This is a genomic window from Nonomuraea sp. NPDC050663, from assembly GCF_044456985.1.
Taxonomy (GTDB): domain Bacteria; phylum Actinomycetota; class Actinomycetes; order Streptosporangiales; family Streptosporangiaceae; genus Nonomuraea.
Map to the genome: position 1 here is coordinate 26,808 of NZ_JBITGL010000021.1, position 13,729 is coordinate 40,536.

Sequence of the window (13,729 nt, forward strand, 5' to 3'; positions counted from 1 at the left end):
ATCTAGCGCAGAGTCTAGGACTTCTTGCTGCCCGAGCGCTTACTACGGGTCTGCCTGGACGGCTGGTTGCGGACGACCTTGGGCTCCTCGGGAGCGGCGGCGGCCGGAGGGGCTTCCTCGACGACGGGCTCGCTCTTCCTGAACTTGGACAGCAGGCCGGGCTTCGGCTGGTGCGGGATCAGGCGGCCCTTGTCGTCGAACTGGGGCATCGGGTGCCGGGTGTAGTACCAGTGCTGCTGGCCGAGGGTCCACAGGTTGGTGGTGACCCAGTAGAGGATGAGGCCGAGCGGGAAGTTCAGGCTGAAGATGGCGAACAGCGGGCTGATATACATCAGGATCTTCTGCTGCTGCGCCATGGGGTTGTCAGGCATCTGGGCCATGGAGCGGGTGACGCTCTGCCTGACGGTGAGGAAGGTGGTCAGCGAGCTGACGGCGACGAAGAAGCCGATGATGATCTTGCTGGTCACGCTGTTGGTGGACCAGAAGGTCTCGGAGATGCCGGCGCTGAAGACATGCGCCTCACGCGCGCTGGCGACGACCTCGGGCGGCATGCCGAAGACGTTCGTACGGTTCACATCCGCAATGGCGTTGAGCACCGTGAACATCGAGATGAAGATCGGGAACTGGGCCAGGATCGGCAGGCAGCCACCCAGGGGGTTGGCTCCGGCGCCCTGGTACAGCGCCATGACCTCCTGGTTCATCCGCTGCTTGTCGTTCTTGTACCGCTTGCGGAGCTCCTGAACCTTGGGAGCGAGCTCCTGCATCTTCTTCGACGAGCGCATCTGCTTGAGGAAGAGCGGGAAGATCAGCAGCCGCATGAACACGGTCAGCGTGACGATCGTCAACACCCAGTTGAGACCGCTGTCGGGGTTGATGAACGTGCCATACGCCTGGTGAATCCAGGTGATGACTTGTGCGATGGCCGTATAGAGCCAATTCAGCCAGCCGAACTCCACCGAGCTAGCTCCCTTGCGTTTCGTGGGACCGTGGGGGCACCGGGTCGAGGCCTCCAGGATGGAAAGGGTGGCAGCGCCCGATGCGCCGGACGGTCAGCCAGGTGCCCTTCAGGGCACCGTGTACGGATATCGCTTCCAGTCCGTATGCGCTGCACGAGGGGTAGAAGCGGCAGCGTGGACCGAGCAGCGGGCTGATGAACGCCCGGTAGAACCGGATCGGGGCAATGAGGACCCGGGCGGGGAGGCCGGGCTCCGCAAGCTGCTCCATCATCTCTGTCCATCCGTCGAGCGCCGTCTGAGCACTCGATCCAACGCGAGGTCGAGTTCGGCGCCCAGTTGCTCGTACCGCGCGGAGGCGGCAGGCGGGTTGGCGCGTACCACCAGCAGGCTACCTCTTGGGAGGCGGTCGAGACGCTCGCGGATCAGGTGTCGGAGCCGCCGCTTGACCTTGTTCCTGATCACGGCGTTTCCGACGGCCTTGCTCACTACGAATCCGACCCTCGGTGCCTCTTCCCCGGAATCGGTCAGATGCACCACGAGGGCCGGACGGCCGGCACGGGTTCCCCGTTTTACCGCAGCCGTGAACTCCGCACCGCGGCGCATTCGGGACTCGGGCGATAGCACGATAGACACCTATCGCCCGCCGGCACACTGCACCGGCGGGCGATCAAGTCAGTGGGCCGGGGGTCAGGCCGACAGAACCGCGCGACCCTTGCGGCGGCGCGCGGCGAGGATGGCGCGGCCGGCCCGGGTACGCATGCGCAGCCGGAAGCCGTGGGTCTTCGCGCGGCGACGGTTGTTCGGCTGGAAAGTACGCTTGCTCATCGGGTGGGCTCCAGGGCTTAAAAGTGCGCCCTCGCCAGGTGCAAGGACGCTTGACACTCATGGTTGGCCGGCCGAAGTCGCGAGGGCATGACGAAGAACCGTCGCGCGCAAGCCGACCGTCGTACGTTACGGGGCGATCCCGCCCCAGGTCAAACCGAGACAGGTTATCCACGAATCCACAGGCGACTTTTCCACCGGCGCAGCTAGGTCAAGAGTATGTGCATCCAGCTACCACTACGCTGTGGACAACGTCTTGAACACAGGTGTGCACAAGGTTACTGTCGGCCATTCCCAGGGCTTGTGGGGCTGTGCACAGGTTGTGGATCTCCTGTGGAGTCAGAGTGGACTCCCACCTGTGGACATCCATCGCCGACGACCTTCGGGGCGACAGGTCGCATGTGGATAACAATCGCGGGGGGCCGCGACAGAGAGGGAGGGGAGCCGCACATGTGCAGCACCTCGGTCAAGGAGCTTCCATGACCGGAGGAGACCTCGGTCCGATCTGGCAGCGCGCGCTCGAGAACTTCCTGGACGAGAGCGTGCCGATCCAGCAGCGCACCTGGTTGTCGATGGTGCGCCCGATCGCACTGGCCGACGACACCATCGTGCTCGGCGTCCCCAACGACTTCATCAAGGACCTGATCGAGCGCAAGCTCCGGGCCCTCGTCGCTCACGCCCTCTCCCAGGAGCTCGGGCGACCGATGCGGCTTGCCGTACTGATCGACACCACGATCCCCGACCAGCCGGTCGCGCCTCCCCAGCCTGTGGCTCAGAGTTATCCCCAGGGTGTGGAGCCACCCCGTGAATATTCACAGCCGCCGCAACCCCAGCACTACCAGGCCCCGGAGCCTCCGCAGTACTACTCTCCACAGCCTGAGCCGCGGCCGTCATCCACCGAATATCCACAGCCTCAGCCACAGAACAGGTGGGAGGCCAAGAGCAACAAGCCGAGCGAGTCGGCCAGGCTCAACCAGAAGTACACGTTCGAGACCTTCGTCATCGGGGCGAGCAACCGTTTCGCCCACGCGGCGGCGGTCGCGGTGGCCGAGGCGCCGGCCAAGGCGTACAACCCGCTGTTCATCTACGGCGACTCTGGCCTGGGGAAAACCCACCTGCTGCACGCGATCGGCCACTACGCACAGTCTCTCTACGACGGTGCGCGGGTTCGCTACGTGAGCTCCGAGGAGTTCACCAACGACTTCATCAACAGCATCCGCGACCACAAGGCCGACGGCTTCCGCAGCCGCTACCGGGCGATCGACATCCTGCTTGTGGACGACATCCAGTTCTTGGAGGGCAAGGAGCAGACGCAGGAGGAGTTCTTCCACACCTTCAATACGCTCCACAACGCCAACAAGCAGATCGTGATCTCCTCCGACCGGGCGCCGAAGCAGCTGATCACGCTGGAGGACCGGCTGCGCAACCGGTTCGAGTGGGGTCTGATCACCGACGTCCAGCCGCCCGAGCTGGAGACGCGCATCGCCATCCTCAGGAAGAAGGCGATCCAGGAGGGCCTGGCCGCGCCGCCCGAGGTGCTGGAGTACATCGCGTCGCGGATATCCACAAACATCCGTGAGCTGGAGGGCGCCCTCATCCGGGTCACCGCCTTCGCCAGCCTGAACCGGCAGTCTGTGGATCTCCAGCTGGCCGAGGTGGTGCTGAAGGACCTGATCACCTCCGACTCCGGCTCGGAGATCACGATCGCGGTGATCATGGCGAAGACCGCCGAGTACTTCGGCATCTCCATCGACGACCTGTGTGGAAGCAGCCGCAGCCGGGCGCTGGTGAACGCGCGTCAGATCGCGATGTACCTGGCCAGAGAGCTGACGGACCTGTCGCTGCCGAAGATCGGCCAGCAGTTCGGCGGCCGTGACCACACCACCGTCATGCACGCCGAGCGCAAGATCCGCTCGCTCATCGCCGAGCGCCGCTCGATGTACAACCAGGTCAACGAGCTGACGATGCGCATCAAGCAGCAGTCGCGCAGTTCGTGATACACACCCTGTGGATAACGCTGTGGATCAGCAAATCCCTGAGATTTCCGGGGTCCGAGGCAATCAAGATCGGAAAAATCGTACACAGAGGCTGGGGACAACTCTGCGGAAAACCTGAGGAGAACCTGTGGGCAACCGGTGGATGACTTGGGGACGCCCTGTGTGAACAAGTTCCACCCCAGCTAAAGGATCTCTCTACCCCGTGGACAACCGGTGGAAACCTCGTGGATAACCGGTGGATGAAGACCCCCGGATCTGGGGAAGGCCTGTGGGGAACGCTGCGCTGTCCCCAGGCCGCGCAGTCTTCCCCAGCGTCGACACACAGCGGCGGTGGATGAAAACTGGGGGTCTGAACTGGGGAAACGCGGGATATCCACAGTATCCACCGCCCCTACTGTGAAGACCAGATATCTCTCTTACAAAGAAACTCAAGACCCATAGAGGGGTTCCGCCCGTCCAGAGGTGCGGGAGAGTGAACACTTGAATCAGCAACGAGACCAGGAGGTTGATCACCGTGATGTTCCGAATCGAGCGAGACGTCCTCGCTGAGGCGGTGGCATGGACGGCACGCAGCCTCCCTGCCCGCCCGTCCGTCCCCGTCCTGGCCGGTATGCGCCTGGAGGTGACAGAGGAGCAGCAGTTGAAGCTGTCGGGCTTCGACTACGAGGTCTCGGCCGAGGTCACCCTTGAGCTCCACACCGGAGAACCGGGTGTGGTGCTGGTCTCCGGCAAGCTGCTAGCCGAGATCACTCGCGCGCTTCCCGCACAGCCTGTGGATTTCGTGGTCGAAGGCCCCAAGGCCGTCGTCACCTGTGGCAGCGCCCGCTTCACCCTGCTCACCATGCCTGTGGAGGACTACCCCTCCCTGCCCACGATGCCCCCGGCGGCCGGCCGGATCGGCGCCGACGTGTTCGCCGCCGCCGTGGCTCAGACCGCTGTCGCCGCCGGACGTGACGACACGCTGCCCATGCTCACGGGCGTGCGCATGGAGATCGAGGGCGACACCGTCACCCTGGCCGCCACCGACCGCTACCGCCTCGCCGTACGCGAACTGAAGTGGAACCCCGGCCAGCCCGACTTCTCCGCCATCGCGATGGTGCCGGGCAAGACGCTCGCCGACACCGCCAAGGCGCTCGGATCCACAGGCGCGGAGGTGGAGATCGCGCTCAGCTCCGCCGGAGGCACCGGCGAGGGCATGATCGGCTTCTCCAGCGCCGGCCGCCGCACCACCACGCGCCTGCTCGACCCGGAGTTCCCCAAGTACCGCTCGCTGCTGCCGACCGAGTTCGCGGCCAAGGCGGAGTTGTCCACAGGCCCGTTCGTCGAGGCCGTGAAGCGTGTGGCGCTGGTCGCCGAGCGCAACACGCCCGTACGGCTGGCCTTCCGCAACGGCGAGGTGGTGCTCGAGGCGGGCAGTGGCGACGAGGCCCAGGCCGTCGAGGTGCTGCCTGTGGACTACGAGGGCGAGGAGATGAACATCGCCTTCAACCACCAGTTCCTGCTGGAGGGACTCGGCGCGCTCGACTCCGACCGGGCCAGGCTGCAGATGACCACGTCGACCAAGCCCGCCATCCTCACCGGTGGAAAACCCGTCGATGAGGGGACGCCCGACTACCGCTACCTCATCATGCCGATCCGCCTGTCGAGCTGATCTATCCACCGCCCTGTGGATAAACCATGGGGACACGCGTGGGAGGATGCCTGCCGCCGGTATGGGCAGAGGCTTGAGAGATGATGGTCTCCTTAGGGGGAGGTACACATGCAGATCGGCATGATCGGGCTGGGCAAGATGGGTGGCAACATGGCCGAGCGGCTGCGCCGCGGTGGTCATGAGGTCGTCGGATTCGACCGCAATCCCGACATCAGCGACGTCGGGAGCCTGAAAGAACTCATCGAACGGCTCCAGACGCCACGCGCGGTATGGGTCATGGTGCCCGCGGGCGCGCCCACCCAGGCGACGATCAACGAGCTGAGCGAACTCCTCTCCCCCGGCGACCTGGTCGTCGACGGCGGCAACTCCCACTATGTGGATGACCAGAAGCACGCCGCCGAGCTGGCCGAACGCGGCATCGGCTTCGTCGACTGCGGCGTCAGCGGCGGCGTGTGGGGTCTGGAGAACGGCTACGCCCTCATGTGCGGCGGCACGCCCGAGCACGTCGCGCAGGTCATGCCGATCTTCGAGACGCTCAAGCCGGAGGGCGAGGACGGCTTCGTCCACGCCGGCGAAGTCGGCGCGGGCCACTTCGCCAAGATGGTCCACAACGGCATCGAGTACGGCATGATGCAGGCCTTCGCCGAGGGCTGGGAGCTGCTCGAGGCCTCCGACATCGTCAAGGACGTGCGCGGGTCGTTCTCGAGCTGGCGCACGGGCACGGTGATCCGCTCGTGGCTGCTCGACCTGATGGTGCGGGCGCTCGACGACGACGAGCACCTCGACGAGCTCAAGGGTTATGCACAGGACTCCGGCGAGGGCCGGTGGACGGTGCAGGCGGCTGTGGACCACGCGGTCCCGCTGCCGGTGATCACCGCCGCGCTGTTCGCCCGGTTCGCCTCGCGGCAGGACGACTCGCCGGCGATGAAGGTGGTCGCGGCGCTGCGCAACCAGTTCGGCGGGCACGCGGTGACGTCGACGGCGGGGTCTGTGGAAAAGGGCGCCGACTCCCCCGGGGCCGACGTCACGCCGCCGGTCGTCTGACGCGCCGAGCAGGCCGAGGTTTCGCGGCGGGAGAGGTTTTCGCCGACGGGCGGGGTTTCGCGGTGGCCGGGGGTTTCGCGGCGGGCGGGCGACCGACAGGCTGCCCGCCGTACGGCTTGAAAGGCCTTTGGGAACCCCAGCTCGGGCTGGGCACCGTTAGGGCCACTTCGTGACCCTGTGCGGGACCGTCGTCATAGCGTTTTCCACAGGTAGGCACGTCGGTGACCCACGTGGTCGGTGTGGCCGACTAACCTTCGTGGGGTGCATGTCGCCCACCTCTCGCTGACCGACTTCCGGTCCTACGCGTCCGTGGAGCTCGGCCTGGAGCCGGGCGTCACGGCCTTCGTGGGGCCCAACGGCCAGGGCAAGACCAACCTGGTCGAGGCACTCGGCTACGTGGCGACGCACTCCAGCCATCGGGTCGCCAACGACGCGCCTCTCGTACGGCAGGGCGCCGCGCGTGCCGTGGTGCGCTGCGCTGTCCACAGGGACGACCGCCGGGCGCTGGTCGAGCTGGAGATCAACCCGGGCCGTGCCAACCGGGCCAGGCTCAACCGCTCCCCCGTCTCCCGCCCGCGCGACGTCATCGGCCTGCTGCGCACGGTCCTGTTCGCGCCCGAGGACCTGGCCCTGGTGAAGGGCGACCCGTCGGAGCGCCGCCGTTTCCTCGACGACCTGCTCGTCGCCAGGACCCCGCGTTTCGCGGGGGTGCGCGCCGACTACGACCGGGTGCTGAAGCAGCGTGGCGCCCTGTTGCGTACGGCGGCGCAGGCGCGGCGCGGCGGCGGGCGCAGTCCGCGCAGGGCCGAGCGCGACTCGGGATTCGAGGCGGCGGGCGCCGGCGATGTGCTGAGCACGCTCGAGGTGTGGGACCAGCATCTGGCGCGGCACGGCGCCGAGCTCCTGCGCGCCCGGCTCGATCTGGTCGAGGCGTTGCGACCCCTGGTGGCCAGCGCCTATGCCGCGCTGGCGCCCACCAGCGCGCCGGCCGATCTCGCCTATCGCAGCACGTTGTCCACAGGTGGGGACACCAGCGAGGACGGGGCTTCCGCGGCAGTGGGAGTTCCCGATACACAGACGTTATCCACAGAGTTGGGGAAAACTTCCTCCGAGGGTGTGGATGTTCCTCCGCACTCGGTGCTCGAGGCGCGGTTGCTGGAGCGGCTGGCCGAGGTGCGTCCGGCGGAGCTGGAGCGGGGGGTCACGCTCGTGGGGCCGCACCGCGACGACCTCGTGCTCGGCCTGGGTGAGTTGCCCGCCCGGGGTTACGCCAGCCACGGGGAGTCGTGGTCGTTCGCGCTGGCGTTGCGGCTGGCGGCTTACGACCTGCTGCGCGCCGATGGGGGTGACCCGGTGCTCATCCTCGACGACGTCTTCGCCGAGCTCGACTCGCAGCGCAGGCGGCGGCTGGCCGAGATCGTGGCGCCCGCGGAGCAGGTGTTGATCACGGCTGCGGTGCCGGCCGACGTTCCCCAGGAGTTGATCGGGGCTCGGTTCGATGTGGAGGAAGGGAGCGTGACACGTGTCCGATGACGGGTTGTCCACAGGCCGTGGATCCAGGAGGGACGGGTCCGCTTCCCGCCGCGGGGGGCGGTCGTCCGCCGGGGGGTCCTCTGAGGGGTCGCCTCAGAGGGCCGCTGGAGGGGCGCGAGGGGCTGAGGGAGCTCCTGGGGCGGCGCGAGGCCGTGAGGGTCTGTCGGGCGCTTCTGGGGGCGGCGGGGGCGCTTCAGGGGCCTCCAGGGGTGGCGAAGGCGGTTCGGGGGCACGCGGCCTACGCGTCGTCGGCGGTTCGGCGGCCGGTGGGTCGGCGGCCGGTGGGTCGGCGGCCGGTGGGTCGGCGGCCGGTGGGTCGGCGACCGGTGGGTCGGCGACCGGTGGTTCAGGGGCCAGTGGTTCGGCCGCCGGCGGTTCAGGGGCTGGTGGTGCCAGGCCCAGCGGTTCAGGAGCTGACGGTTCAGGCTCCGGCGGTTCGGCCGCCGGTGATGGGCGGGGTGACGGAGCCGGGGGGCAGGCGGCGACGACTGCGCGGGGCGTCGCGATGGCGCGCGAGAAGCTCGCCCAGGCGAAGGCCGACGCCGCCAGGCGCGGCCAGCTCCCCCGCCGCGAACCCCGCAAGAAGGCCCCCGGCGCCGGCCGCTCAGGCGGAGACCCCCAGCTTTTCGGCCGGGCCATCATGGACCTGCTGTCCGACCGCGGCTGGGAGCAGAGCGCCAAGGTGGGCGGAGTGTTCGGCCGCTGGATCGAGATCGTCGGCCCCGACCTGGCCGCGCACACCAAGCCCGAGTCGTTCGAGGACGGCGAGGTGCTGATTGTGGCCGATTCCACAGCCTGGGCCACCCAGGTCCGCCTCCTGGCCCGCACCCTCGTGCGGAGGCTCAACGAGGAGCTCGGCGACGGCACGGTCACGAAAGTAAAGGTCAGAGGCCCGCAAAACGCTCCGCGACCAGCAGGGGGCCTGCGAGTGACCGGCAGCACCGGTCCTGGCGACACCTACGGCTAATCAAGCCTGAGACGCGACGACCCCCGTTCCGGTGGGGGGATGCCCGAACGAGGGCCAAACAAGCGACAGAGGCGTTCAGGCGCGTTCATGCACACCTAGGCCCCGAATAACCGGTAGAATGAAAGCGGATTCCGGACACGTCCGCTTGCGTGTCACCCCCGGCGTGTGAAGCCGATTCCCCTTGGGGTGGCCAACGCATCGGGGCACTCACGACGGTGACGGGCACGGCGGGGGGCATGGTGCGCCCACCCCACGCCGCGTGTCCGCGGCAGGAGGATTTCGCACTTGTCCTACGACGCTAGCTCTATCACCGTCCTCGAAGGTCTCGAGGCGGTCCGCAAGCGCCCAGGTATGTATATCGGTTCCACCGGCGAGCGAGGCCTGCACCACCTGGTCCAGGAGATCGTCGACAACTCGGTGGACGAGGCGCTGGCAGGGTTCGCGACCCACATCCATGTCACCCTGCTCGCCGACAACGGCGTGCGCGTGGTCGACAACGGGCGCGGTATCCCCACGGGCATCCACCCTGTGGAAAAGCGGTCCGCCGTCGAGGTCGTCCTCACCACTCTGCACGCGGGCGGCAAGTTCGACGGTCAGTCGTACGCCGTCTCCGGCGGTCTGCACGGCGTGGGTTCCGCTGTGGTCAACGCGTTGTCCACAGCCATGGACGTCGAGGTCAAGCAGAACGGCCACATCCACAAGCTGAAGCTGGTCAACGCCAAGCCGGTGGCTCCGCTCGAGATCGTGGGCGACACCGACGAGACCGGCACCAGCATCACCTTCTGGGCCGACCCCGACATCTTCGAGACCACGACGTGGAACTTCGAGACCCTCTCGCGTCGCTTCCAGGAGATGGCCTTCCTCAACAAGGGCCTGACCATCACGCTCACCGACGAGCGGCCCGATCACATCAACGGCGAGCCGCACCGGGTCGAGTACCACTACGAGGGCGGCCTGTCCGACTTCGTCCAGCACCTCAACGGCAAGAAGGAGCCGGCCCACGCGTCGATCATCTCCTTCGAGGAGGAGGGCGACGGCATCTCGGTCGAGGTCGCGATGCAGTGGAACAACTCCTACGCCGAGTCGGTCTACTCCTTCGCGAACGTGATCAACACCGCCGAGGGCGGCACTCACGAGGAGGGCTTCCGCGCCGCGCTGACGTCGATCGTCAACCGCTACGCGCGCGAGCAGAAGTTCCTCAAGGAGGGCAAGGACGACAACTTCTCGGGTGAGGACGTCCGCGAGGGCCTGACCGCGATCATCTCGGTGAAGCTGGCCGACCCGCAGTTCGAGGGCCAGACCAAGACCAAGCTGGGCAACACCGAGGCCAAGTCGTTCGTGCAGAAGGCCGCCAACGACCACCTGCGCGACTGGTTCGAGCGCAACCCCGGCGAGGCCAAGGACATCATCAACAAGGCCGTCCAGGCCGCCAGGGCCCGGGTGGCCGCCCGCCAGGCGCGTGACCTGACCCGGCGCAAGTCGCTGCTGGAGTCGGGTTCCGGCCTGCCCGGCAAGCTGGCCGACTGCACGTGGAACGAGCCCGACAAGTGCGAGCTGTTCATCGTCGAGGGCAACTCGGCCGGCGGCTCGGCCAAGGGTGGCCGTGATTCGCGCTTCCAGGCGATCCTGCCCATCCGCGGCAAGATCCTCAACGTCGAGAAGGCGCGCATCGACAAGGTCCTGCAGAACACCGAGGTCCAGTCGCTGATCACCGCGATGGGCACCGGCGTGCACGACGAGTTCGACATCGCCAGGCTCCGCTACCACAAGCTGATCCTCATGGCCGACGCCGACGTCGACGGCCAGCACATCACCACGCTGCTGCTGACGCTGCTGTTCCGGTTCATGCGCCCGCTGATCGAGAACGGCCACGTCTTCATGGCCGCTCCCCCGCTCTACAAGATCAAGTGGGACCGCCGGGGCGACGACGCCTCCTACGCCTACTCCGACCGTGAGCGCGACGCGATCATCGCCGAGGGCATCGCCAACGGCCGCCGCGACCCGCGCGCCCACGACGGCGTGCAGCGATTCAAGGGTCTGGGCGAGATGAACGCCCAGCAGCTGTGGGAGACCACGATGGACCCGTCGACCCGGCTCCTGCGTCAGGCAACGCTCGACGACGCCGCCCAGGCGGACGAGATGTTCACCGTCCTGATGGGGGAGGACGTCGAGGCCCGGAGGTCCTTCATCATTCGCAACGCCCGAGATGTCCGCTTCCTGGACGTGTAGCGCTAGCCGTACCTCAGAAAAGGATCTTTGCACGTGACGGAAGTGACTCCACCCGTGGAGCGCATCGAGCCGGTCGACATCCAGACCGAGATGCAGCGCAGCTATCTCGACTACGCGATGTCGGTGATCGTGGCGCGTGCGCTGCCCGATGTTCGTGACGGACTCAAGCCCGTGCACCGCCGGGTGCTGTGGGCGATGTACGACGGCGGCTACCGCCCCGACCGCGGCTACTTCAAGTGCTCGCGCGTCGTCGGTGACGTCATGGGTTCCTACCACCCCCACGGCGACACCTCGATCTACGACACTCTCGTACGGCTGGCGCAGCACTGGTCGCTGCGCCACCCCCTCGTCGACGGCCAGGGCAACTTCGGTTCCCCCGGCAACGACATGCCCGCGGCGATGCGATACACCGAGTGCAAGCTCGCGCCCATCGCCATGGACATGCTGCGCGACATCGACAAGGACACCGTCGACTTCCAGCCCAACTACGACGGCCGCTCGCAGGAGCCGACGGTCCTGCCTGCGCGCTTCCCCAACCTGCTGGTCAACGGCTCGGGCGGCATCGCGGTCGGCATGGCCACCAACATCCCCTCGCACAACCTGCGCGAGGTGTCGTCGGCGGTCAAGTGGGCTCTGGAGAACCCGGACGCCACCGAGGAGGAGCTGCTCGAGGCCTGCATCGAGCGGGTCAAGGGCCCCGACTTCCCGACCAAGGCGCTGATCGTCGGGCGCCGCGGCATCGAGGACGCCTACCGCACCGGACGCGGCTCGATCACCATGCGCGCGGTGGTGGAGGTCGAGGAGGACAACAAGGGCCGCCACGCCCTCGTCGTCACCGAACTCCCCTACCAGGTCAACCCCGACAACCTCGCCCTGAAGATCGCCGACCTGGTGAAGATGGGCAAGATCACCGGTATCGCCGACGTCCGTGACGAGTCGTCGTCGCGTGTCGGCCAGCGCCTGGTCATCGTGCTCAAGCGCGACGCGGTCGCCAAGGTCGTGCTGAACAACCTGTACAAGCACACCCAGCTGCAGGACACCTTCGGCGCCAACATGCTGGCCCTGGTCGACGGCGTGCCGCGTACGCTGCGTCTCGACCAGTTCATCAGCTACTACGTGGTGCACCAGATCGAGGTCATCGTCCGGCGCACGCGCTTCCTGTTGCGCAAGGCCGAGGAGCGCGCCCACATCCTGCGCGCGCTGCTCAAGGCGCTCGACCGCATGGACGAGGTCATCGCCCTCATCCGGCAGTCGCCGTCGGCGGCCGAGGCCCAGCGCGGCCTCATGGCGCTCCTGGAGATCGACGAGATCCAGGCGCAGGCCATCCTCGACATGCAGCTGCGCAAGCTCGCCGCCCTGGAGCGGCAGGCCATTCAGGACGAGTTCGACGGCCTGATGACGCAGATCGCCGAATACCAGTCGATCCTCGCCTCCGAGACGCGCCAGCGGCAGATCATCGGCGAGGAGCTCGACGAGATCGTCCACAAGTTCGGCGAGGATCGCCGCACGGAGATCATCGCCTACGACGGCGACATGTCCATCGAGGACCTGATCGCCGAGGACGACATCGTCGTCACCATCACCCGCGGCGGCTACACCAAGCGCACCCGCACCGACCTCTACCGCGCCCAGAAGCGCGGCGGCAAGGGCGTGCGCGGGGCGCAGCTGCGGCAAGACGACATCATCGACCACTTCTTCGTCACTACGACGCACCACTGGCTGCTGTTCTTCACGAACAAGGGCCGCGTCTACCGGGTCAAGGCCTACGAGCTGCCCGACTCCGGTCGCGACGCGCGTGGCATGCATCTCGCGAACCTTTTGGCCATGCAGCCCGACGAAGTAGTCATGGAAGTTCTCGACCTGCGTGACTACGAGGCGGCGCCGTACCTCGTCCTGGCGACCAGGACCGGTCTGGTGAAGAAGACGAGGCTGTCGGAGTACGACTCCCCCAGGTCCGGCGGCCTGATCGCGATCAACCTGCGCGACGACGACGAGGTCATCGCCGCGCGCCTGGTCTCCGAGGAAGACGACCTGCTGCTGGTCTCGACCCACGCCCAGGCGATCCGCTTCACCGCCTCCGACGAGGCCCTGCGGCCGATGGGACGCGCCACCAGCGGCGTGATCGGCATGCGGTTCCTTGACGGTGACGAACTTCTCGCCATGAACCGGGTCGCAGATGGCCAGGATGTGCTTATCGCGACCGAGGGTGGGTACGCGAAACGGACACCCGTAGAGCAATACCCGCTTCAAGGTCGTGGCGGTAAGGGCGTGCTGACGGCGAAAATTGTCAGCGCACGTGGCAAGCTGGTCGGAGCCGTCATGGTCAACCCGGAGGACGAGATCTTCGCGATCACGTCCAACGGCGGTGTCATCCGGACTCCAGCCGGAGACATCAAGCAGTCCGGCCGGCAGACCATGGGAGTGCGTTTGATGAATCTCGCCGATCGCGACAGCGTGGTAGCCCTCGCTCGCAACACCGAGGCGATGGAGGCTGCGGTGGAGGCAGAGGAAAACGGGGGAGGAGAGTAGG

Annotated in this window: 11 protein-coding genes; 7 read left to right on the top strand and 4 right to left on the bottom strand. The window is 67.0% G+C overall.

All coding sequences use genetic code 11. The annotated features are described in order from the left end of the window. Positions 1–14: 14 nt before the first annotated feature. The 4 genes from yidC to rpmH are packed head-to-tail and all read right to left on the bottom strand — an operon-like array spanning position 15 to position 1,781. Positions 15–956 (bottom strand): membrane protein insertase YidC, encoded by a 942-nt coding sequence (gene yidC / locus ACIBH1_RS41740; RefSeq protein ID WP_397319622.1) that lies wholly within the window; start codon positions 954–956, stop codon positions 15–17. A 4-nt stretch (positions 957–960) separates the two neighbouring features. Then, the gene (gene yidD / locus ACIBH1_RS41745; RefSeq protein ID WP_397319748.1) at positions 961–1,224 is read right to left on the bottom strand and encodes a membrane protein insertion efficiency factor YidD; all 264 of its coding nucleotides are present in this window, start codon (positions 1,222–1,224) and stop codon (positions 961–963) included. Further along, positions 1,224–1,589 carry a ribonuclease P protein component gene (gene rnpA, locus ACIBH1_RS41750; protein ID WP_397319623.1) on the bottom strand — a complete coding sequence of 122 codons (366 nt, stop codon included), beginning with the start codon at positions 1,587–1,589 and terminating at the stop codon, positions 1,224–1,226. Before rnpA ends, yidD begins: the two co-directional genes overlap by 1 nt. A gap of 54 nt (positions 1,590–1,643) precedes the next feature. Further along, positions 1,644–1,781 (bottom strand): 50S ribosomal protein L34, encoded by a 138-nt coding sequence (rpmH, locus tag ACIBH1_RS41755; protein WP_181610579.1) that lies wholly within the window; start codon positions 1,779–1,781, stop codon positions 1,644–1,646. 476 nt (positions 1,782–2,257) lie between these two features. Here rpmH and dnaA point away from each other — a divergent pair, with 476 nt between their 5' ends. From dnaA to gyrA, 7 genes are all read left to right on the top strand, one after another. Beyond that, complete coding sequence (gene dnaA, locus ACIBH1_RS41760) at positions 2,258–3,775, top strand: chromosomal replication initiator protein DnaA (protein WP_397319624.1); 1,518 nt, start codon at positions 2,258–2,260, stop codon at positions 3,773–3,775. Between the two features lie 514 nt (positions 3,776–4,289). Continuing rightward, on the top strand, positions 4,290–5,426 hold the full coding sequence (gene dnaN / locus ACIBH1_RS41765; protein ID WP_397319625.1) for a DNA polymerase III subunit beta: 1,137 nt from the start codon (positions 4,290–4,292) through the stop codon (positions 5,424–5,426). 108 nt (positions 5,427–5,534) lie between these two features. Continuing rightward, positions 5,535–6,470: a phosphogluconate dehydrogenase (NAD(+)-dependent, decarboxylating) gene (gnd, locus tag ACIBH1_RS41770; protein WP_397319626.1), complete on the top strand. Its 936-nt coding sequence runs from the start codon at positions 5,535–5,537 to the stop codon at positions 6,468–6,470. Positions 6,471–6,731: 261 nt separating this feature from the next. Next, a complete protein-coding gene (gene recF / locus ACIBH1_RS41775) occupies positions 6,732–8,003 on the top strand; it encodes a DNA replication/repair protein RecF (protein WP_397319628.1) in 1,272 nt (423 codons plus the stop codon). Between the two features lie 505 nt (positions 8,004–8,508). After that, entirely contained in the window at positions 8,509–8,970 is a 462-nt protein-coding gene (locus ACIBH1_RS41780; RefSeq protein WP_181610574.1) for a DUF721 domain-containing protein, read from the top strand. Between the two features lie 306 nt (positions 8,971–9,276). Next, complete coding sequence (gene gyrB, locus ACIBH1_RS41785; protein WP_397319749.1) at positions 9,277–11,199, top strand: DNA topoisomerase (ATP-hydrolyzing) subunit B; 1,923 nt, start codon at positions 9,277–9,279, stop codon at positions 11,197–11,199. 33 nt (positions 11,200–11,232) lie between these two features. Further along, positions 11,233–13,728, top strand: a complete 2,496-nt coding sequence (gene gyrA / locus ACIBH1_RS41790; RefSeq protein WP_397319629.1) for a DNA gyrase subunit A — start codon at positions 11,233–11,235, stop codon at positions 13,726–13,728. Position 13,729: the final 1 nt, after the last annotated feature.